This is a genomic window from Archangium sp. (assembly GCF_036389735.1).
In the GTDB taxonomy this organism is placed as follows: Bacteria; Myxococcota; Myxococcia; order Myxococcales; family Myxococcaceae; genus Archangium.
This window is the reverse complement of record NZ_DASVWK010000459.1, coordinates 1-19,073: the sequence shown is the minus strand read 5'-3', so window position 1 is coordinate 19,073 and position 19,073 is coordinate 1. Positions and strand designations below refer to the sequence as shown.

Below are 19,073 nucleotides of genomic sequence, written 5' to 3'. Positions count from 1 at the left end.
GTCCACGCGCGCGAAGGGTTGCGCCTGGGACGATACCCGCGCGTAGGACAGCAGGTCATCGATGAGGCTGCGCATCCGGGTCGCGGCGTTGTACATCCGGTTGAGGTAGTCGAGCCCCGTGGGGCCCAGTGCGGAGGCGGACGTCGTCTTCAGGCGCTCGCCGAAGGTCTGGATCTTCCGCAGCGGCTCCTGGAGGTCGTGCGAGGCGACATACGCGAAGCTCTCCAGCTCCCGGTTGGAGTTCTCCAGACGGGACTGGGTCCGCTTGAGGTCCGAGATGTCCGTGAGGATCATCGTGAAGCCGACCGTTTCATGGCCCGCCTTGATGGGGCCCACCCGCACGGCGTACCACTCGGGGCCGGGCTGGACCACCGAGCGGATTTCATAGCCTCCGGGCTCGCCGGTCTCGATGACCTTCTGGATGATGCCCCGCACCCGCGGCTGCTCCTCCGGGGTGATGAAGTCCATGACGCTCAAGCCCGTCACCTCCCCGATCACGAAGCCCGGGAGGGTGAAGTTCATGAAGCGGATCTGCTCCTGGAGGTCGCAGGCGAGCATCATGTTCGGGGCCTGCGCGACGAGGGCGTGGATGCCGAAGGCCTCGCTCGCCTTCGTGCGGCCCGTCGAGAGGTGGGTCGCCAGGTTGTTGAGCGCCGCGGCCACCGGGGCGAGAGGCCCCTCCCCGACGCGACACCGGGCATGGGGCTCATTCGCCGAGAGCCGGGAGATCAACGTGAGCAGCTCGTCGACTGTCGTATCCGTGGCGGGTGCGGTAGCGGGAACTTTGGCATTCGGGTCGACGCCCATGTGGCCCTCCATTGTCCCCCCTCCACGTTCTGCTCAAGGCCATCACAGAGGGGAGGGGCGTGTAAAGCCGGGGTCCCCTGAATGGCGTCACCTGCGGCTGGCTTTACTAGGGAGTGGCGGCCGTGGAGTCCGCGCTCTTCGTGGCGTGGGGGGCGGGCACCAGGTTCGAGTAGCGCGCGGTGATGCGCAGGTACTTCTTGTAGAAGAGGAAGCCGCCCTCGGCGTCGACGTGGAGGGTGTCGAGCACCTGGCCCACGCCCGGCTGGGGGCGGAAGTCCATGCGCACGTCGACACGGTGGGCCATGTCCGGCAGCTCCGAGGGGCTGTAGCTCAAGCGGATGAGCTGGCCGCTGGTGGGGTCCACGAGCGCCTCGCCCTTGTGGACGGAGGGGGACGGGTCGGCGCGGGGCTCGAAGCGCAGGCGCAGCCGGTGGGGCTCCTTGGGATCCGGGCCCGCCAGGGAGAAGCGGTGCCGTGGCAGGTGCGAGGCGGCGAAGGGCAGGTTCACCGAGTCGAAGCGCGTCTGCGCCTGGCCCTTGCGCTGGCGCTCCTCGAGGTCCTTGCGCAGGGCCTCGGTGGCGTCCTGGCCGTCCTTGCGCGCCTGGAGGAGCTCGCGGTGCTGCTGCCCGTCCTTCACCATGACGCGATCCACCCGCTCCTGGGTGTGCTTCACGTTGCCGTCCGAGTCGAGCTCCTCCATGCGCAGGGTAACGGTCACCTCGGACACCTTGCCGGTGAAGAGGTCCTCCATTCCCCACGTCGTCTCACCCAGGCGCCGGGCGAGGGTGTCCGCATCCGGCGTGAGCGCGGAGCCCGCCCGTGCCTGGACAGGTAGGAGCGACAGCAGGAGACCCACCAGGGTGAGCATGCGCGGCATGGGGGACGCACGATGCCCCAGGCCGCGCGCTGGCGGAAGGACGCATTCCGCCCTACTCGCCCATGGGCGATGTCGCGTTGACCGGCTCGGGAGGCTTCACGGGCGGGCGACGCTGCTCCTGCTCCTGGGTGGGCCGCTGGCGCTTCTCGAAGGGCTCCAGCCGCACCGGCCGGCCCGACTCCGCCGACGCGTAGATGGCGCGGATGATGCGCACGTCGGCCAGGCCCTCCCAGCCGCTGGGCTCGACCTCCCGATCGTTCAGGATGCAGTCGCTGAAGTAGGTGAGTTCCGGGGCGATCTGATCCCTCGCCGGCAGGGTGCGCTTCTTCGTGCCCTTCGTCTGGAGCTCGAAGGTCATCTTCCCCTTGTACTCGTAGGCGTTCTCCAGGCGGACGCTGCCCTTGGTGCCCACGAGCTGGTAGGTGGACGTCGGCGCGGCGCCGAAGCTCACGTTGAACGAGGCCAGCCTGTCGTCCGGGAAGCGCAGCACCGCGGACACCGCCTCCTCCGTCTCGGCGAAGCGCTCGTCCTTGCCCTTGGCCCTGAAGGCGAAGACCTCCTCCGGCTCCGAGCGGAAGAGGTAGCGCGCGGCGTTGACGCAGTAGACGCCGATGTCCCAAGCCACCCCGCCGCCCGTGTCGGCGTCCACGCGGATGTTGGGCGCCTGGATCTGGAAGCTGAACGAGGAACTGAAGAGGCGCGGCTCGCCAATCTTCCCCTTGCGCACCGCCTCCATGGCCGCGAGGTTGGCCGACTCGAAGTGCAGCCGGTAGGCCGTCATCAGCTTCACGTCGCTGTCCTCGGCGGCGCGGATCATCTCCATGCACTGGTTCTCGTCCAGGGCCATGGGCTTCTCGCACAGCACGTGCGCTCCGGCCCGTGCCGCGCGCACCGCGTACTCGGCGTGCAGCGAGTTGGGCAGGGCGATGTAGACCGCGTCCACCTCGGGCATGGCGAGGCACTGGTCGAGCTGGTCGTAGCCGAAGACGGGCACCTTGTAGCGCTTGCCCAGCACCCGGTGCTTCTGGGCGTCACCGGAGACGAGCGCCACCAGTTGCGAGTTCTTCTTCGCGTTCTTGAAGGCGGGGAGGATCGCGTCCTGCGCGAAGTGTCCGAGTCCCACCACCGCGTAACCCACCTTGCGCGCCTTCTTGCGAATCGCCATGTCTGTTCCTCCCGGGTAGCCGTTGGGCGTGCAAGGTCGGCATCACTCCAGGCGCGCACAACCCACCTTTCCCCTGCTGGACGGTGCGTGTGTTCGCCGTCCTACGTGGGGAAGCCGGCGGCGTCTTCTGGAGAGGTGTACCGGGGCGGCGGCACCGGGGCGCTCCGGCGCTTCCAGAGGCTCGCCGCGGCCACGCACCAACCGGTGAGGAGCACGCCCTCGGCGAAGGCATCCAACAGGTAGACGGGCGAGATGCGCTGGGGCGAGTAGCGCAGGTCCACCGCCGCGAGCGAGGCGGCGCTGCCGGCGGCCAGCAGCATGAGCTCGGGGCCGACGCGGCGGCGCAGGCCGGCGGACAGCAGCGTGCCCCCGACGACGGCGATGAGGGCCCCCACCGTCTTCACCAGCCAGCCCTCGCGCTTGGGGCCCGTCACCGCCTCGAAACTGCGCAAGTGGACGAGGGGCCACACGCCGGTGCCGACGTAGAACACGCCCTGTGCCACGGCGAGACGGGATGCCACGGCTCCGGACTTCTCGGGCTTCAGCCCCGCGACTGCCTCCATGTGCTCCTCCGGTTCGCTGGAGGAAGGAAGATGGGGATGCTCGACGGGAATCGCTTGCCTGCCCGCCCTCCGGGCGGACGAAGTCGTTTCGCGGCGCCGGGCCTGGCTACCGTGCGGTGAGCAGCGGCTCCACGGTGCGCAGCACCGCGTCCAGGCTCGCGAGGCCCTCGCGGCGCACCGTCTCCGCCGCCTCGCGTGCCCAGCCCAGCACCTCGCGCCGGTCCTCCTCCGACATGCCGAGCAGGCGCCGGTCCCCCGAGCGGAGGTCCTCGGCCACGTGCGCCGCCACGCCCAGGTGCTGCCCCACCGCCAGGGCCCGCTCGGCCAGCGCCGTGCCCTCCCACAGCACCCGCAGGTACAGCGCCCACTGCTTTCCGGCGATGCCCTCGGCGACTCGCCGGTAGCCCGGTGCCGTCCACGTGGACGTGTGCACCTCCAGCCCCTGGAGCCCCGCCGCCGTCACCATGGCGCTCGCCGCCTCCGCCAGCACCGGGGCCGGCACCTCCGCCCGTGCCAGCGTGGCGAAGCACAGGGACTGGAGCGCGAACTGCACCCCGGGCCCTACCCGCTGGGGCCGCGTGTAATAGGTGCACTCCCCGTCCGCCAGGTCGTCCGCGAGGTTGGCCGCGCACGCGCAGAAGAAGAGGCCCGCCGCGCGTCGCAGCAACACCTCGCGGCCAAGCCCCGCCTCCACCCCCGCCGCGTACAGCAGCGCCAGCGGCCCGGGACGGCCCGCCTCCAGCGCCACCAGTACGTCCCGCTCGGCCTCCTCGGGCAGGTCGTGGCGCCGCAGCGTGCGCAGGGCCTCCTGGAAGACGGCGCCCGCGCTCACCGCGGCGCCCGGGGCAGGAGGATGCGCAGTTGCGCGCCTCCCATGGGCCGGTTGCCCCGCTCCAGCGTGCCGCCGCTCGCGCGGATGAGACACTCGGAGGTGTACAGGCCCAGCCCCGTGCCGTGCGGCTTCGTCGTGCTCAGCCCCTCGATGGGGGCCTCCAGCCTGCCCGGCGCGAAGCCCGGACCGTCGTCGGCGATGAGCAACTCCAGCCTCCCACTGTACGGCTCCGTGCGCGCGGTGATGTCCACCTTCGCGGCGCCCCGCGCGCCATTGCCCTCGCACGCGTTGAGCACCAGGTTCTCCACCACCCGCCGCATCGTGGTGACGCCCCCGCGCACCAGCGCGTTCGCCGGGCCCTCCACCTGCAACTCGATGTTCACGTCCGGGAAGCGCCAGCCCAGGCTCGTGCGCACCGACTCCAGCACCGGGACGAGGTCCACGTTCTCCGGCTCGCTGCTCACCGAGCGCCGCCCCTTCTGCCGGATCTCCACCACCATGTCGCGGATGCGCGCCAGGCCCTCGTTCACCTCGCGCACCAGTTCCTCGAACTCGGAGCGCGGCAGCGCGTTGCGCTGCACGCCCATGACGGCCAGCATGTCCGCCGCGGCGCTCACGCTCATCAGCGTGTTGTTGATGTCGTGGTTGTAGCCGAGGATTTGAACCATGGCCTGGGACAGCCGGCCCACGTCGCGCTCCTGCTGCTCCAGCAGCTGCGCCTGCACGGCGGCGCGGAGCTGCTCGGTCTCGGTGCGCGCCCGGTCATGCTCCAGCGCGAAGCTGCCCGCGTACAGCTCCAGGAGGATGGCCAGGGGACCCAGGACGGCGAAGAGGGCCAGGTGGGCCTCGGTGCGGGCCAGCAGCGCCGCCAGCCCCACCGCCACCGCCGTGCCCAGCGCGACGAAGGGCTGTGAGGGCGCCACCCGGTGCATCCGGCCGTGGTAGCCGGCGGTGAAGATGAGCACCGCCGCGAACACCAGGGCCCCCGGCATCGTCGCCAGGGCCATGAGGCTGGCCAGGAAGAAGTGCAGGCTGGCGATGCCCGGCAGCAGGCACAACCACCCCCACGTCTCCAGGCGCTGCCGGCCCCGGTGCAGCAGGGAGAAGGCGATGCCCACCCCGAGCGACGGCAGCAGGCACGCCAACGCCTGGAGGAAGGGCAGGGCGAAGAAGCCCTGGGCCCCCGGCGCGAACGACGCCAGCGCCAGCACCGCCGGGATGACCACCGCCGAGCTCAGCCAGGCCTGGAGCGACGCGGCCGCCAGCACCTCCCGTGCGTCCTGCGAGCGCGCCCAGCGTTTGAACGCGTCTTGGACGAGGCGGCGCCAGCGGGAGGGAGGGGTCATAGGGTCGCTGTCAGATAGAAGCCCGCCGCCTTGTTGATGGCGTTCGCCTCCCGTCCCACCTGCTCCACCCGGCGCTTCAGCTCGTTGAAGATATCCGGATTCCCCCGGTGGACAACCTTCACTTCCACGGTTCCTCCGGCCAGCACCTGGTGGATGGCCTCCAGTACCGGCATCACCTCGGGGCTGATGACCAACGCGCCGTCGGGGCCCTCCACGGCGCCCAGCTCCTGGATGCGCATGAGGTACTCGCTGAGCGAGGACGCCACGTTCAACCCCACCACGCGAGGACCACGGATGTCGTTATAGCTCATCGGGCACTTCCCTCCGCCGGCACGCGGCCGGACTGTTGTGTAGATGAGAGCAGTGCCTCCAGCTCCCGGCGGCCGAAGGGCTTGGCCTGGAAGCATTGCCTGCCGGGCTGCTCGACGAAGTCGGGAGGGCAGTGCGTGCCGGAGATGAGGACGCGGCGCGCGTGAGGGACGTGGGCCTCGGCCCAGCGGAGGAAATCGGTGCCGCGCTCGCCCTCGTCCAGGTGCTGGGCGGAGAGGATGACATCCACGGCGGGGTCGGCCTCGAGGGCCGCGCGGGCCTCGGAGGCGGAGGCGGGGCGGCGCACCTCGTGGCCGAGCACGAGCAGGGTGCGCTCCAGCCCGCGGGACACCTGGGCGTTGCAATCCAGGACGAGGATCTTCATGCGGGGTTCTCCTGGAGGGAGGTGTGCTGGAACCAGTCGCGCGCGGGGGCGAGGTACAGGCCGCCGCCCACCGCGAGGGCGTAGCGGAGCAGGGCGTCCGGCGGTCCCCCCTGGGTGCCCAGCAGCGCATCCAGGGAGCGCACGTAGGAGCCGGGGTCGGCGGCGGCGGCGACGAAGGCCAGGCCTTCCTCGCCGTGGTGGCGGAAGGGGAAGCCGCGGCGGATGAGGAGCTGGTTCTCCCCGGCACCGGAGGCGCGGGCTCGCAGGACGTGGGCCTCCTGGGGCAGGTCGTGCAGGGGCTCGCCTTCGCGGGTGCGGCCCACCACGCGCTCCTGGGCCCCGGGCCTGAGGCGGCCGAAGCGCTCCAGATCCTGCTGGAAGCGCAGGTAGAGCAGCCACGAGGCACCGGCCAGTGACCCGGAAGGGACGAGGGCGGTGCGCCGCACGTGCTCGCGGGTGGGACGCAGCAGCCCATCGCGGAAGCCGAAGGCATCACGCCCCTCGCCGATGCGTCCGCCGAGCACCTCCTCCTCCAGGACGAGCACTCCCTTGGAGAGGGCGAGGGTGCGCCGCAGGGCCCACAGCACGGGCTCGCGGTGCTCGGCGCTCACCTGGACGAGCACGTGGGCCTGGCTGGAGGGAAAGCGGGCGGTGGGGCCCTCGCGGGGCAGCAGCGCGGGCGCTGCCGGAGCGGCCTCGGGAAGGAGCGCGGGCTCCAGCCCGAGCACCGTGTGCAGGCCGTGGGCTGGGGTCAGCTCCTCGTGAACGGAGGAGACGACCTCCCGCAGGTGCGAGAGCGCCACGTCGCGGATGAGCCGCAGAACAAGGACGGCACTGAAAGTGCCAGGCGAATGAAAGAGCCCTTCCTGCGGCCGCATTGGATGTCCCCCCCCGTCGTCAGGAGAACCCAGGGGGTCTCACGAAGTCAAACCGCACACGGGGGTTGTGTTGCTTTCACGGCTTCCCCGAAGCAGCCCGGAGGGGTCTGGGCCTTCAGCGGTGGAATGACAGCGTTGTAAGGACGCGCCGCCCGCCTCGAAGTGGAGCGGGCGACGGGGCGTGCTCTTCTGCCCCCCGGTGGACCGTGCCCCATCTTCCGACCGGAGGTGGAGCGCGCATGGTCAGGCCCAAGCAGGTGAGTGAGCGCGAGGCCCACGGGGACGTGGAGCGGGTGCTGCACGAGATGCGGCAGGTGCTGCGGGTGACGGGCGTGGACGTGACGGTGCGCACATGGGCGGGCTTCGAGCGCTTCCTGGTGGCGATGTGGGAGGCGATGGGGCCGAACGCGGAGACGCGGGCGTTCGAGTCGGCGGCGGACGAGGTGCGGGCCCAGGCGGTGGAGGTGGCCGAGCGCCTCGGGCCGCTGGGGGCGTGGGGCGCGTTGCACCTGGGGGAGAGCCAGCGCTACCACGTGCGGGGCGCGCTGGAGCTGTACCACTACCTGGACCCGAAGCTGCTGGTGTTCACCTCGGCGGTGAAGCTGGCGCTCCAGGGCATACGGGTGGGGGTGCGGCAACCGTGGGGGAGCGCGGAGCGCATCGAGCGGGGGGCTCCGGCGCGGATGATGGCGATGGAGTGGGAGTCGGAGCGGCCGGAGGACAGGCGGGTGCGAGGACTCCTGGAGGGCATCCTCGCGACGGTGGGGCCGCCGTCGCTGCCGGGGGAGTTCCGGACGCTGGCGCTGTGGCCGGAGTACCTGGAGGCGGCGTGGGCGCGGCTGGAGCCGAGGATGAAGGGAGAGGAGTGGGGACGGGCGTGTGACGCGCTGCTGTCGACGTCGCGGCGACTGGCGCGGGAGCTGCCCTACGAGGTGGCGCTGTCGCGGGAGTGGGTGGAGGGGCTGCACGAGGACGCGGAGAGCCTCCAGCGGCTGACGGACCAGCTCGAGTGGAGGCTGCCGGTGCTGGTGTTGGGGATGGCGACGCTGGTGTGCGACGTGGGGGACCTGGAGCGGCGGCTGCCCTTCCCGGCGGAGGCTCGGCTGGTGACGGACGCGGTGGCGATGGAGGAGCTGCGATGAACTGGCGCGAGTACCAGGCGAGGCAGCGGGTGGTGGAGCTGGGCCACCGCTTCATCAGCTACGTGGACGAGGGGCGGGGAGCGCCGGTGGTGCTGCTGCATGGAATCCCTACGTGGGGCTTCCTGTGGAGCGGGCTGCTGTCGGCGCTGGCGATGACGCACCGGGTGCTGATTCCGGACCTGCTGGGGTACGGGTTCTCGGACCGGCGGGAGGGCTTCGACCGCTCCATCTCACGGCAGGCGGAGGCGCTGGATGCGTGGATGGACCGGCTGGGGGTGAGGGACGCGGTGGTGGTGGGGCACGACATTGGCGGAGGCATCGCGCAGCACCTCGCCATCCGCTTCCCACAACGGGTGTCGAGGCTGTGCCTGATGAACAGCATCTGCTTCGACTCGTGGCCCATCGAGATGATGGTGCAGCTGGGGCACCCGACGGTGGCGCGGAGACTGTCGGCGCAGGCGGTACAGCGGACGTTGCGAATGGCCTTGAAGCGGACGGGCTTCGCGACGACCCCGCCGGACGGGCTGCTGGAGGGCTTGCTGGCGCCGTACGCCACGGAGGTGGGGAAGACGTCCCTGGTGCGGAACGCGGCGGCGCTGGACACGAACCAGACGCTGGAGCTGGTGCCGAGGCTTTCGCACGTGGCGGTACCCACACGGGTGGTGTGGGGCGTGGAGGACACCTTCCAGCCGGTGAAGTGGGGCGAGCGGCTGGCGTGGGAGATACCGGGAGCGAAGCTGGTACGGGTGGAGCACGCGAGACACTTCGTGATGTGGGACCAGCCGCACGAAGTCATGACGGCGCTCTACGAGTTCCTCGAGGTGGAGGAGAGACCGGAGATGGAGGGAGGCTTGGAGTCTAAGGCATACTCCGCCGCGTCCAGGCACGACGCCTGAAGCGGAGGAACCGACGAGATGAGCCTTCCCGAGCGACCCCGAGTGGTCATCACTGGAGCTGGCAGCGGCCTGGGCCGGGCGCTGAGCCTGGAGCTGGCGCGCCGGAAAGCCCGTGTGGTGGTGTCGGACGTGAACGAGACGTCGGCGCGGGAGACGGCACGGCTGGTGGAGGAGGCGGGCGGCGAGGCGCGGGTGGTGCCGTGCGACGTGACGAAGCCGGAGCAGGTGGAGGCGCTGGCGCGCGAGAGCGCGGCGGCGTTCGGCGGTCTGGACCTGGTGGTGAACAACGCGGGCGTGGCGTGCGCGGGCGAGGTGGGCAAGTTCACCCTGGCGGACTGGAAGCACGTGCTGGACGTGAACCTGTGGGGCGTCATCCACGGGTGCCACTCGTTCGTGCCGCTGCTGCGCAAGCAGGGCAGTGGGCACATCCTGAACATCGCGTCGGCGGCGGGGCTGATCTCCACGGCGTACATGGCGGCGTACAACGTGTCGAAGTCGGCGGTGGTGTCGCTGTCGGAGACGCTGCTGGCGGAGCTGAAGCCGGCGGGCATCGGGGTGACGGTGGCGTGCCCGACGTTCTTCCGGACGAACATCGCGTCCTCGGCGCGCATCTCCGAGGGCGATGAGGGGCAGCGGCTCCAGAAGATGGCGCTGAAGCTGGTGGACGGGGCCTCGGTGGCGCCGGACGTGGTGGCGCGTGCCCTCGTGCGCGCCGTGGAGAACGACGACCTCTACGTGGTGCCCATGGCGGATGGCCGGTGGGCGTGGCGGCTCAAGCGCCTGGCCCCGGAGGCGTTCGCCCGAGGCACCATCTTCCTCCAGAAGCGCGTCTTCGAGCGCATCGAGCGCAAGCAGGCGAAGGCCTGAGACTCAGAGGACCTGCTGGCCGGAGCCGCCGGAGCGAAGAGAGTTGCCCTGGGCTTGCTCTTTCAAGGGGCGGCGGGGCCCTGGAAGCCCTTCGCGCGGAAGGTCACCACCAGGGTGTCCCGGTACCCCCGCTCGGCCAGCGGCTGGATGGGCGTGCTCTCGTGGATGACGCGCTCGTCGTCGAGCAGCAGGGCGGACCACGGCTCCGTCAGCGTGAAGCGCAGGCCGTGCGGACCGGCGGCCTCGAACACGCGCGTCTCGCCGCCCTTGATGCCCTCGCGCCCGACGAGCAGCACCGCGACGAAGTCCACGCCGTCGCGGTGTGCCCCCTCGGGCGTCGGTCGGCCGATGCCGTCCGTCGTGTCGATGCGGAACTGGTGCGCCTCGACGAACCACGGCTGTGAGCCCTTCAGCGTAGAGCCGCACGCGGCCAGGCCGGCAATCAGTCGCGGCCAGACAGGCTGCTCGACCACGGCCGGCGTCATCGGTTCGAACCAGCGTTCCAGCCCCCCGTGCAGTGCGTTGTATTCGACCGGCTGCCAGTGCGCCCGGTGCGGCACCGGAGTGACCGCCGTGCCCTCGACGACGAAGCACGAGTGCCGGCGCGAGCGATAGCGGCCACCATCTCGCAGATAGGTGTCGGGCGGGAGGCCGTCCCAGGTCGGGCGCAGCGCATCGAGCGCGGCGGCCGGGGCGCCCACCAGCTCGCACAGGCCCGTGCGGTTGAGGATGGCGTAGCCGCGCTCGCGCAGGACGCGGGTGACGTCGGAGGGGGGCGTGACGGGGGGCGCGAGATTCATGTCCAGGTGCGCGTCTGGTTGCGCGCGTTCTTCTCGCGGAAGGCCTGCTCCAGGTCCACGCCGACGCGGTTGGCGATGGCGAGCAGGTAGTTGAGGACGTCGACGAGCTCCTCGCCGACATGGGCCTGGGCCTTTTCGGTCGGGGTGCTCTGTCCCTCGTCATACAGCTTGTTGTACTTGCGCACCGCCTTGAACAGCTCCCCCACCTCCTCGCCCATGAGGAAGCAGTTGTGGACGAGGTCCAGCTTCAGCCAGCCGTGCATCGCCTCCAGCTCGTGGATGTAGCGCTGGTAGTCCTGCATCGTCGGCTTCTCGGGCAGCTCGATCATGTCGTCGTTCCTTTCAAGACTCGGGTTCCTCGGGCTCCGACTCGCCAATGGGCATGCGCAGGGCCCGCGCCTTCTTCGCGCGCTTGCGGCTGAGCTCCACGCCCACCGCATCCAATCCGAGGTCATTGGCCACCGCGAGCACCGTGCCATGGCCGCAGAACGGATCGACGATGGTGCGCGTGGGAGTGTTCTCCAGCACGTACCGGCACGCGACGAGACACGCCTGCACGCCCATGCCGCGCGTCCACGTCACCTCGCCGGCTTGGGGGAGCACATCGGCGGTGGACTTCGAGAGGTCCGCGCGAATCCCCCGCGAGAAGCACAGCAGGTGCGAGTACGCGGGCCGCCCGAAGGTGGCGCTGCCCGGCGGCGCGCGGCACACCACCTTGTGCCACAGCAGCGCGTGGCCCGATTGCTCTGCGGCCTTCTGCACGAGGTAACCCTTGTCCACCCACGTCCCATCCTTCTTGATGTCCGTCTGGTAGAAGAGGGTGACGCCGTCGTCTGGGCAGCGCGAGAGGACGAGCGAGGCGGTGCGGACGAACCACTCCTTCCACTCGGCCAGCGTGAACGAGGGGAACTCGGACACGTCGGGCATGGAGGTGATGAGCGAGCACCCGGCGAGCACGGGCTGGGCCTCCAGCCACGCCAGCGCGTCCGCGCAGTGAACCGTCCGATTGCCCTGGGGAGGTGTCTGTTCCACGCGAGGCTCAGCGCCGCTTGACGTTGAAGGGGCCGAAGCCCTGGTCCGCCGGCATGACCTCGACCACGTTGATGTTCACCCGGGCCGGGCGCGAGACGCACCACACCACGATGTCCGCGATGTCCGCCGCGGTGAGCGCCTCCATGCCCTCGTAGACCTTGCTCGCGCGCTGGGCATCGCCCTTGAAGCGGATGAGCGAGAAGTCGGTCTCGACCATGCCGGGCTGTACGTCCGTCACCCGGACGCGTGTGCCCACGAGGTCGGCCTTCAGGTTCTGCGAGAACTGGTGCACGAAGGCCTTGGTGGCCCCGTACACGTTGCCACCGGGGTAGGGGTAGGTGGCGGCGATGGAGCCGAGGTTGACGATGTGCCCGCGGTTGCGCCGCACCATGCCGGGCAGCAGGGTGCGCGTCACGTAGAGCAGCCCCTTGCAGTTGGTGTCGATCATCGTCTCCCAGTCATCGAGCGACGCCTCGTGGGCGGGCTCCAGGCCCAGGCCGATGCCCGCGTTGTTGACGAGGAGGTCCACGTCGGCGAACTCGGGGGGGAGCGAGGCGAGCGAGGCCTCGACATCCTGGCGGGAGCGCACGTCGAGGACGAGCGGGTGCGCGGGCGTGTGGAGTCTGGCCGCCAGGGCCTCGAGCCGGTCGCCCCGGCGACCCGCGAGCACGAGTCGGGCACCCGCCTGGGCGAGCGCGAGGGCGCAGGCCTCGCCGATTCCGGCGCTGGCCCCGGTGACGAGGGCTGTCCATCCTTGAAGGGTATGCATGGGCCGCGGATTCTAACGCGCTCCCAGCTAGGATGGCCCTCCAATGACCTCGGCCCGTGGACTCAACGCGCTGCACCTCCGCCAGGGACACCCGGACTTCCTGGACCTGCCCTGGAACCTGCCCCTGGAGAAGTGGAACCCGGAGGTGTGCTCGCGCCTGGTGGAGATGCCCCGAGGCCTCTCCCGACACACGGTCGTCTTCGTCAGCTACGGCGCGGGCATCTACGCGCTCAAGGAGACGTCGGTGCGCGTGGGCCAGCGCGAGTACGAGAACCTGCGGGGGCTCGAGGAGCGCCGGCTGCCGGGCGTGATGGCGGTGGGGCTCGCCCGGGTGCGGGCTCCGGGAGAGACGGGCAACGAGGTGGGCGTGCTCATCACCGAGTTCCTCGCCTCGTCGCTGCCCTACCGCGTGCTCTTCATGAACCAGGGCCTGGAGCGCTACCGCGAGCGGCTCCTGGACGCGATGGCGAGCCTGCTCGTGCGGCTGCACCTGGGCGGCTTCTTCTGGGGCGACTGCTCCTTGTCCAACGTCCTCTTCCGCCGCGACGCGGGCGAGCTCCAGGCGTACGCGGTGGACGCGGAGACCTCGGAGCTGCACCCGAAGCTCTCGGACGGCCAGCGCGAGTTGGATCTGATCATCATGGAGGAGAACATCACCGGGGGGCTCGCGGACCTGGCGGCGATGGTGGAGCTGCCGCCGACGCTCGACGTCTACGCGACGGGCCCGAGCATCCGCCAGCGCTACGAGCGGCTGTGGACGGAGACCCACAAGGAGATCTCCATCACCCCGGGGGAGAGCTACCGCATCCACGAGCGGATTCGCGCGCTCAACGAGCTGGGCTTCTCGGTGAGCGAGGTGGACCTGGTGGCGAGCGGGGACGGGAGCCAGCTTCGGATGCGGACCATCGTGACGGACCGCGAGTACCACCGGCACCAGCTCCACAACCTGACGGGAGTGGTGGCGGAGGAGCGGCAGGCGGCGCTGCTGCTCAACGAGGTGCGCGAGCTGAAGGCCACGCTGACGCGCGAGCTGAACCGGAGCGTACCCTTGAGCGTGGCGGCGTACCGCTGGCTGGACGAGCGCTTCCGGCCGACGTTGAGCGTGGTGCAGAAGGAGCTCGGGCCGCCGGCGGACGAGGCCGAACTCTACTGCCAGGTGCTGGAACACAAGTGGTTCCTGTCGGAGCGGGCGAAGCGGGACGTGGGCCTGAAGGTGGCGATGAAGGAGTACGTGGCGCTGCGCCGCGAGCAGCCCGCCCTCGCCCTGCTGCGCTCGGCGAGCACGCCGCTGCCCCCCGTGGCGGCCACTCCGGAAACACCACGGGGCGCGGCCCCCACTGGCACCGCGCCCCGCGAATGAACCACCTTGTCTCAGCGGACTACCTGGCGATCAGCAGCAGCAGGCCGCGGCCGCACACGCCGTAGCTGTAGCCCTCGCCGCCGATGAAGGTCTCGGAGCCGGGGCTCGCCACCTGGCTGGCGCCCTCGGCCCAGGGGCAGGTGTCCGTCACGCGGTACCAGCTCTTGCCGGTGCCCGGCCACGGCAGCGAGAAGTTCACCGCCCCACTCCAGCCGTTGTAGGCCACGTAGATGGCGCTCGCCGTGTCACCGAGCTCGGTGCCGTCGATGCGGTAGGCCAGCGCGTGGTTGCCCGCGTTGGTCATGTACGCGGAGTCGGCCACGGCGCCGCTCGGCTGGAACCAGCGCATCTGCTCCATCACGTTGCCGTTGTTGTCCACGCCGCTGAAGAAGTTGGCGGGACGCAGCGCCGGGTGCGCCTTGCGGAAGGCGATGAGGCGCTGGGCGAACGCCTTGAAGTTCTGCTGGTCGACGGACAGCGAGTAGTTCAGCCAGTTGGCGCTCGAGTCCAGGTTGTACGCGTTGTTGTTGCCGTACTGGGTGCGCAGGAACTCGTCACCGCCGTTGAACATCGGCGTGCCGGCGCTGAGCATCAGGAAGGCGAAGCCGTTGCGCGCCGCCTTGCGCTGGTCCGCGGCGATGCCGCCCTGGTCCCAGCTGATGTTGTGGTCCTCGCCGCCATCCGACGGGCCGTAGGGCCACGCCTGGAGGTTGTTCTTGGTGTTGTAGCTGTAGAGGTCCTTCAGGGTGAAGCCGTCGTGGGCCACCAGGAAGTTGATGGAGTTGAACGGCTTGCGGCCGTCATCCGAGTACAGGTCCGAGGAGCCCGCGAAGCGCGAGGCCAGCTCGCCCGGCGTCACCGTCGCCGAGCCCAGCTGGTTCTGGTCCTTGCGGAAGGTGTCGCGGTAGTAGCCGTTCCACTCGGACCAGCCGGCGGGGAAGTTGCCCACCTGGTAGCTGTTGCCGCCAATGGCCCACGGCTCGGCGATGAGGTCCGCGCCGGTGCCCCCGGTGGCCGGCCGCGGGGCCAGGTCACGCCAGACGCGGTTGAGCGCCGTGCCGGTGTTCAGCTTGTCGTAGTTGAAGCACCCGTGCTGGCAGGTGTTGCCGAGCACCGAGGCCAGGTCGAAGCGGAACCCGTCCACGCCCAGCTCGTCCTTCCAGTACTTCAGCGAGTGGACGATGAGGTCCTGCGCCACCGGGTTGAAGGTGTTGAAGTTGCCGCCCACGCCCGTGTTGTCCCAGCTGTTCTGCATGTCGCTGGTCAGGCTGTAGTACGTGGGGTTGTCCAGGCCGCGGAACGTGAAGACGTTGTACGTGGTCTTGTCCGTGCTGCTCCACGCGCCGCCCTCACCCGTGTGGTTGTAGACCACGTCGATGAAGACCTTGATGCCGTTGTCGTGGAAGGCCTTCACCATCGACTTGAACTCGCGCGTGGGGCCGCCCGCGCTCTTGTCGCAGGCGTAGCGCCGGTCCGGCGAGAAGAAGTTGAGGGTCATGTACCCCCAGTAGTTGTCGTCCGTGGTGCTGGTGGCGTTGACGTCGTTGTCGTCGTTGTCCGTCTCCTGCAGCGGGAGGAACTCCACCGCGGTGACGCCGAGCGCCGCCAGCGACGCGGCCTTCTGCGCCGCGCCCGCGTAGGTGCCGCGGCAGGAGGTGATGCTCGCGTCGCCCTGGGTCAGGCCGCGCAGGTGCACCTCGTAGATGACGTCATCCTTGAGGGGGCGCGTGGGCTTGGTGCCGATCAGCGTGGTGTCCGGCGCCAGCACGATGCCCTTGGGGGCCCAGGCGCCGCTGTCCTTGAGCCGGTGGGTGGCGCCGGTGGCGTAGAGGGTGCCGTCCGTGTTGCTGGGGTTGGTGGGGTCGTGGCTGATCTCCAGCGCGTACGGGTCCACCAGCAGCTTGTTCGGGTTGAAGCGGTTGCCGCTGGCGTCCACGTCGGAGATGAAGCCCGCGCTGGAGCCCTTCACCCAACTCGTGTTGTAGGGCCAGTTCGGACCCCAGGCGCGGTAGCCGTAGTACACCGGGCCGGTGATGCCGTACGTCGTCTGGAGCGTGGAGACGGCGACCGACTTCGACCACACGTTGGTGGTCGTGTTCTTCGTCATCACGTACTTGACGGCTTCCTGCGCGCCGTTCGCCGTCTTGTAGATGTAGAGCTCGATGCGGGTGGCGCGCGCCGAGTAGACGTTGAAGTTGATGTTGGTCTTCGTCGAGTCGTACTGGGCGCCGAGCGTCCAGGTGATGGCGCCCTGCTGCTGGGTGCCCACGGCCTCCTGGCCGCCTTCGATGGCCTCGAGTTGCCGCGGCTCCTGCGCGGGGCCGCACGAGGCGAGCGGCAGGGCGAGGAGGCCCGCGGTGAGCAGGGCGCGCCAGGGGCGGCGGCTTCCGGTTGCAAGCTTCATGGATGACTCCCAGCGCGGGGTGGGGAAAGGAGGGTACGGATGATCGGCGGCGGCCCCGCGCTCGCCCGCCTGCCCTACCTCTCACCACCTTTCCGGCTTGGGAGTCAATCCGGGGTGGACGGGACTCACCCTGGCTGTAACGTTCTGCGGGTTTTTGAGCAGGCGCCTACAGTGTGGGCTGGTACCGTTGGGGCACGGACTACATTCGAGCCGGAAAGTTCGTCTAGTATCCCCGCCTGACGCTGTGCCTCACCGTGGCCGCCCCCCGCCGCGGAACCCCCCTGCGAGGAGAGCCTTCTCATGCCGACTGTTGCTTCCAGCGATCAGACGCCGCTCCACTATCGCGTCATCGGAGACGGGCCGCGCAACGTGCTGCTCGTGCACGGGTGGATGATGTCCGGCGCGGTGTTCAACGATCTGGTGGAGACGCTGGACCAGACCGGGCTGCGACTGGTGATTCCGGATCTGCGCGGCACGGGCCAGTCTGGAATGGCCACGAGCGGCTACACGCTCGAGCAGCACGCGCGCGACGTGCTGGCCGTGGCGGACCACGCGGGCCTCGAGCGCTTCACCGTGGTGGGCCACAGCATGGGCGGGCAGCTGGCCCAGTGGGTGGCGGCGCAGGAGCCCTCGCGCGTGGAGGGGCTGATGCTCATCAACACGGTGCCCGCCTCGGGCATGCAGCTGCCGCCCGATGCCGTGGGGCTGTTCCGCACCTCGGCGGGAGATCGCGAGAAGCAGAAGATCATCCTCGGGCTGGCGTGCAAGCAGCTCTCGGAGGCGTCGCTGGAGCGGCTGCTGAAGGACGCGGGCGCGGTGGGCAAGGCCGCCATCGAGAGCGGCTTCGACGCGTGGACGGGCGGTGGCTTCGAGGCGAAGCTGGCCTCCATCACCGCGCCCACGCTGGTGGTGGCCACGGACGACCCCTTCCTGCCACCGGCCTTCCTGCGCGAGAAGGTGGTCAACCCCATCCGCAACGCGCGCCTGGCGTACCTGCCGGGGCCGGGGCACTACCCGGCGGTGGAGCGTCCCGCCGAGACAGCCGCGCTGCTCACGTCCTTCCTGGCGGGTCTGGGTCGGTAGTCCGGAGGGAGCCACCATGGCGTGGAAGATGTCCTTCGACTACGACGAGGTGCACAAAGTCGTCACGGCGTCCTTCCAGGACTGCATCCTCAACAACGCGTTGGACGTGGCGCGCTGGCGCACCGAGGTGGAGGGGGCCCTGTCGCGCTATCCCTCCAAGGTGGACCTGCTCATCAACCTGGATGGGCTCGTGGTGAAGTACACGGCGGGCCGGGTCTTCGGGCGTGAGCGCGCGGAGGTGCTGGCGCGCTTCACCAAGCGCTCCTTCCGCTTCGGCGGCGACGAGATGACGAAGATGTTCGTCGCCACCAGTGGCACCATCAACGGCGCGGCGACGAACATCTACAAGTCTCGCGAGGAGGCCCTCCAGGCGCTGCTCGCGGACCGCAGGGCCGAGGCGGCGGGTCGGCCCTCCCTGGCCGGCAAGAAGGTCGGCTGAGTCACACCCCGGCGAACCCCTCGTAGCCGCGGTCCTCCCAGGAACCCCCCGGTGGGCGCTGGAAGGCCGAGTCGGGGAGGTGACGTCTTCAACCCTACCTGAAACGGCGGGAGTGAAACAACTGACCGCTGAAATGGGATTCTGGGTTGACTTGACGTCGCGAGTCGCTAGGGTTTGAGCCACCATGCCAGGTCACCTCCCTCCCCACGTCCGCAAGCGGTTGGCCCAGGTTCTCGGGGAGGGCCTCCGCACCGCCCGGCATGGCGCGGCACTCACCCAGGAGGACATGGCCCAACGTCTCGGTCTGGCCACCTCCACCTACCGTCGGCTGGAACGAGGGCGCATGGCTCCCGGGGTGTCCACCCTGCGCAAGCTCCGTCAGGTGCTGTGCGTCTCCCTGGACTCCCTGCTGGGCCCGGACTGCGCGGCGGCGGTGGAGCGGGCCATCCGGCCTCCCCGGCGCAGGCGTCCGGCGCGCGCGAGCACCCGGCGCCCTCGCTCCAGCCCCCGCGAACCCCCGCACCCCATCTTCTCCCTGCCTTCCCAGGTGTACCCCTTCGCATCGCATGACCCCTGGAATCTGCTCGCGGCGGCCTCCAGGCTCCCCGTGACGGAGGTCCTTCCGCTCCTCCTCCTGCGCCGGGGCACCCCCCTGGCGCTCGTGGTGGACCTGGGGTGAGGTGCGCCCGATGGGCCCTCGGGCAATGAGCCGCCGCTTCCTGTACTGCCTCCTGCGGGGAGACGCCTTCTCCCCGTCGCTCGCCGAGGCGCGCACCGGGCTCCTCCTGGTCGACGCCAACGAGCCTGGCGAGGTGGCACCCTCGGGGCGGTACGCGGGGGAGGCCCTGCCCTACGGCAGCGCGATGCTGGTGCTCTTCGATGAGGACCTGGGGCCGGGGGCCTCCGCGGTGGAGCCGCTGCGGGCGCTCCAGGCGCGACTGCCGGCGCTCCGGGTCGCCGGGGCCACCGAGGTTTCCCTCTACCTGGTGGTCGCCTACGAGAAGACGTGCGACTTCGTCCTCCCCCCGGAGGAGCTGGCGGCACTCGCCGAGCTGGGGCTGCCGCTGGCGGTGTCCTGCCACCCCGCCGCGTCCTAGGTGCGCGACTGGTCCAATGGTT

The 19,073-nt window shown here is 70.2% G+C and carries 22 protein-coding genes; 8 read left to right on the top strand and 14 right to left on the bottom strand.

Translation table 11 applies throughout. From position 1 onward, the window contains the following. From VF794_RS16425 to VF794_RS16385, 9 genes are all read right to left on the bottom strand, one after another. A partial coding sequence (locus tag VF794_RS16425) for a histidine kinase dimerization/phospho-acceptor domain-containing protein (RefSeq protein WP_331111462.1) occupies positions 1–807 on the bottom strand: 807 nt, incomplete at its 3' end. A gap of 106 nt (positions 808–913) precedes the next feature. Continuing rightward, positions 914–1,684 (bottom strand): hypothetical protein, encoded by a 771-nt coding sequence (locus tag VF794_RS16420; RefSeq protein WP_331111460.1) that lies wholly within the window; start codon positions 1,682–1,684, stop codon positions 914–916. A 52-nt stretch (positions 1,685–1,736) separates the two neighbouring features. Continuing rightward, complete coding sequence (locus tag VF794_RS16415) at positions 1,737–2,849, bottom strand: Gfo/Idh/MocA family oxidoreductase (RefSeq protein ID WP_331111458.1); 1,113 nt, start codon at positions 2,847–2,849, stop codon at positions 1,737–1,739. 101 nt (positions 2,850–2,950) lie between these two features. Next, complete coding sequence (locus tag VF794_RS16410; RefSeq protein ID WP_331111456.1) at positions 2,951–3,412, bottom strand: hypothetical protein; 462 nt, start codon at positions 3,410–3,412, stop codon at positions 2,951–2,953. A 106-nt stretch (positions 3,413–3,518) separates the two neighbouring features. Further along, the gene (locus VF794_RS16405; RefSeq protein ID WP_331111454.1) at positions 3,519–4,244 is read right to left on the bottom strand and encodes a hypothetical protein; all 726 of its coding nucleotides are present in this window, start codon (positions 4,242–4,244) and stop codon (positions 3,519–3,521) included. Then, positions 4,241–5,590 carry a HAMP domain-containing sensor histidine kinase gene (locus VF794_RS16400; protein ID WP_331111452.1) on the bottom strand — a complete coding sequence of 450 codons (1,350 nt, stop codon included), beginning with the start codon at positions 5,588–5,590 and terminating at the stop codon, positions 4,241–4,243. The genes VF794_RS16405 and VF794_RS16400 overlap by 4 nt, the downstream gene beginning before the upstream one ends. Further along, entirely contained in the window at positions 5,587–5,901 is a 315-nt protein-coding gene (locus VF794_RS16395; protein ID WP_331111450.1) for a hypothetical protein, read from the bottom strand. The genes VF794_RS16400 and VF794_RS16395 overlap by 4 nt, the downstream gene beginning before the upstream one ends. Further along, positions 5,898–6,284 (bottom strand): hypothetical protein, encoded by a 387-nt coding sequence (locus VF794_RS16390; RefSeq protein ID WP_331111448.1) that lies wholly within the window; start codon positions 6,282–6,284, stop codon positions 5,898–5,900. Before VF794_RS16390 ends, VF794_RS16395 begins: the two co-directional genes overlap by 4 nt. Continuing rightward, entirely contained in the window at positions 6,281–7,162 is an 882-nt protein-coding gene (locus VF794_RS16385; RefSeq protein WP_331111446.1) for a Dyp-type peroxidase, read from the bottom strand. The genes VF794_RS16390 and VF794_RS16385 overlap by 4 nt, the downstream gene beginning before the upstream one ends. A 239-nt stretch (positions 7,163–7,401) precedes the next feature. Here VF794_RS16385 and VF794_RS16380 point away from each other — a divergent pair, with 239 nt between their 5' ends. From VF794_RS16380 to VF794_RS16370, 3 genes are read left to right on the top strand one after another with little or no spacing between them, the layout of a single operon-like run. After that, positions 7,402–8,304 carry a halocarboxylic acid dehydrogenase DehI family protein gene (locus VF794_RS16380; RefSeq protein WP_331111445.1) on the top strand — a complete coding sequence of 301 codons (903 nt, stop codon included), beginning with the start codon at positions 7,402–7,404 and terminating at the stop codon, positions 8,302–8,304. Next, entirely contained in the window at positions 8,301–9,200 is a 900-nt protein-coding gene (locus tag VF794_RS16375) for an alpha/beta hydrolase (RefSeq protein WP_331111443.1), read from the top strand. Before VF794_RS16380 ends, VF794_RS16375 begins: the two co-directional genes overlap by 4 nt. An 18-nt stretch (positions 9,201–9,218) precedes the next feature. Continuing rightward, complete coding sequence (locus VF794_RS16370) at positions 9,219–10,067, top strand: SDR family NAD(P)-dependent oxidoreductase (RefSeq protein ID WP_331111441.1); 849 nt, start codon at positions 9,219–9,221, stop codon at positions 10,065–10,067. Between the two features lie 62 nt (positions 10,068–10,129). On the opposite strand, the gene VF794_RS16365 is transcribed toward VF794_RS16370, so the two are convergent. Genes VF794_RS16365 through VF794_RS16350 form a run of 4 tightly spaced genes read right to left on the bottom strand, consistent with a single transcriptional unit; the run spans position 10,130 to position 12,668 of the window. Beyond that, positions 10,130–10,867, bottom strand: coding sequence for a 2OG-Fe dioxygenase family protein (locus VF794_RS16365; protein ID WP_331111439.1), 738 nt, complete (start codon positions 10,865–10,867; stop codon positions 10,130–10,132). Beyond that, positions 10,864–11,196: a MazG nucleotide pyrophosphohydrolase domain-containing protein gene (locus VF794_RS16360; RefSeq protein WP_331111437.1), complete on the bottom strand. Its 333-nt coding sequence runs from the start codon at positions 11,194–11,196 to the stop codon at positions 10,864–10,866. The genes VF794_RS16365 and VF794_RS16360 overlap by 4 nt, the downstream gene beginning before the upstream one ends. 13 nt (positions 11,197–11,209) lie before the next feature. After that, entirely contained in the window at positions 11,210–11,899 is a 690-nt protein-coding gene (locus VF794_RS16355; RefSeq protein WP_331111435.1) for an SAM-dependent methyltransferase, read from the bottom strand. Positions 11,900–11,906: 7 nt separating this feature from the next. After that, positions 11,907–12,668 carry an SDR family oxidoreductase gene (locus VF794_RS16350; protein WP_331111433.1) on the bottom strand — a complete coding sequence of 254 codons (762 nt, stop codon included), beginning with the start codon at positions 12,666–12,668 and terminating at the stop codon, positions 11,907–11,909. Positions 12,669–12,711: 43 nt separating this feature from the next. Between VF794_RS16350 and VF794_RS16345 the strand changes: the two genes are divergently transcribed. Next, complete coding sequence (locus VF794_RS16345) at positions 12,712–14,028, top strand: DUF4032 domain-containing protein (protein ID WP_331111431.1); 1,317 nt, start codon at positions 12,712–12,714, stop codon at positions 14,026–14,028. A 19-nt stretch (positions 14,029–14,047) separates the two neighbouring features. Here the strand turns inward: VF794_RS16345 and VF794_RS16340 are convergent, their stop codons facing one another. Beyond that, a complete protein-coding gene (locus VF794_RS16340; RefSeq protein ID WP_331111429.1) occupies positions 14,048–16,432 on the bottom strand; it encodes an isoamylase in 2,385 nt (794 codons plus the stop codon). Positions 16,433–16,732: 300 nt separating this feature from the next. On the opposite strand from VF794_RS16340, the gene VF794_RS16335 reads away from it, so the two are divergent. The 4 genes from VF794_RS16335 to VF794_RS16320 all read left to right on the top strand — a co-directional run bounded on the left by VF794_RS16335 (position 16,733) and on the right by VF794_RS16320 (position 19,051). Beyond that, the gene (locus VF794_RS16335) at positions 16,733–17,515 is read left to right on the top strand and encodes an alpha/beta hydrolase (RefSeq protein ID WP_331111427.1); all 783 of its coding nucleotides are present in this window, start codon (positions 16,733–16,735) and stop codon (positions 17,513–17,515) included. Positions 17,516–17,531: 16 nt separating this feature from the next. Then, complete coding sequence (locus tag VF794_RS16330; protein ID WP_331111426.1) at positions 17,532–17,954, top strand: hypothetical protein; 423 nt, start codon at positions 17,532–17,534, stop codon at positions 17,952–17,954. Between the two features lie 184 nt (positions 17,955–18,138). Then, a complete protein-coding gene (locus VF794_RS16325; protein ID WP_331111424.1) occupies positions 18,139–18,633 on the top strand; it encodes a helix-turn-helix transcriptional regulator in 495 nt (164 codons plus the stop codon). A gap of 10 nt (positions 18,634–18,643) precedes the next feature. After that, positions 18,644–19,051, top strand: a complete 408-nt coding sequence (locus VF794_RS16320; RefSeq protein WP_331111422.1) for a hypothetical protein — start codon at positions 18,644–18,646, stop codon at positions 19,049–19,051. Positions 19,052–19,073 lie beyond the last annotated feature (22 nt).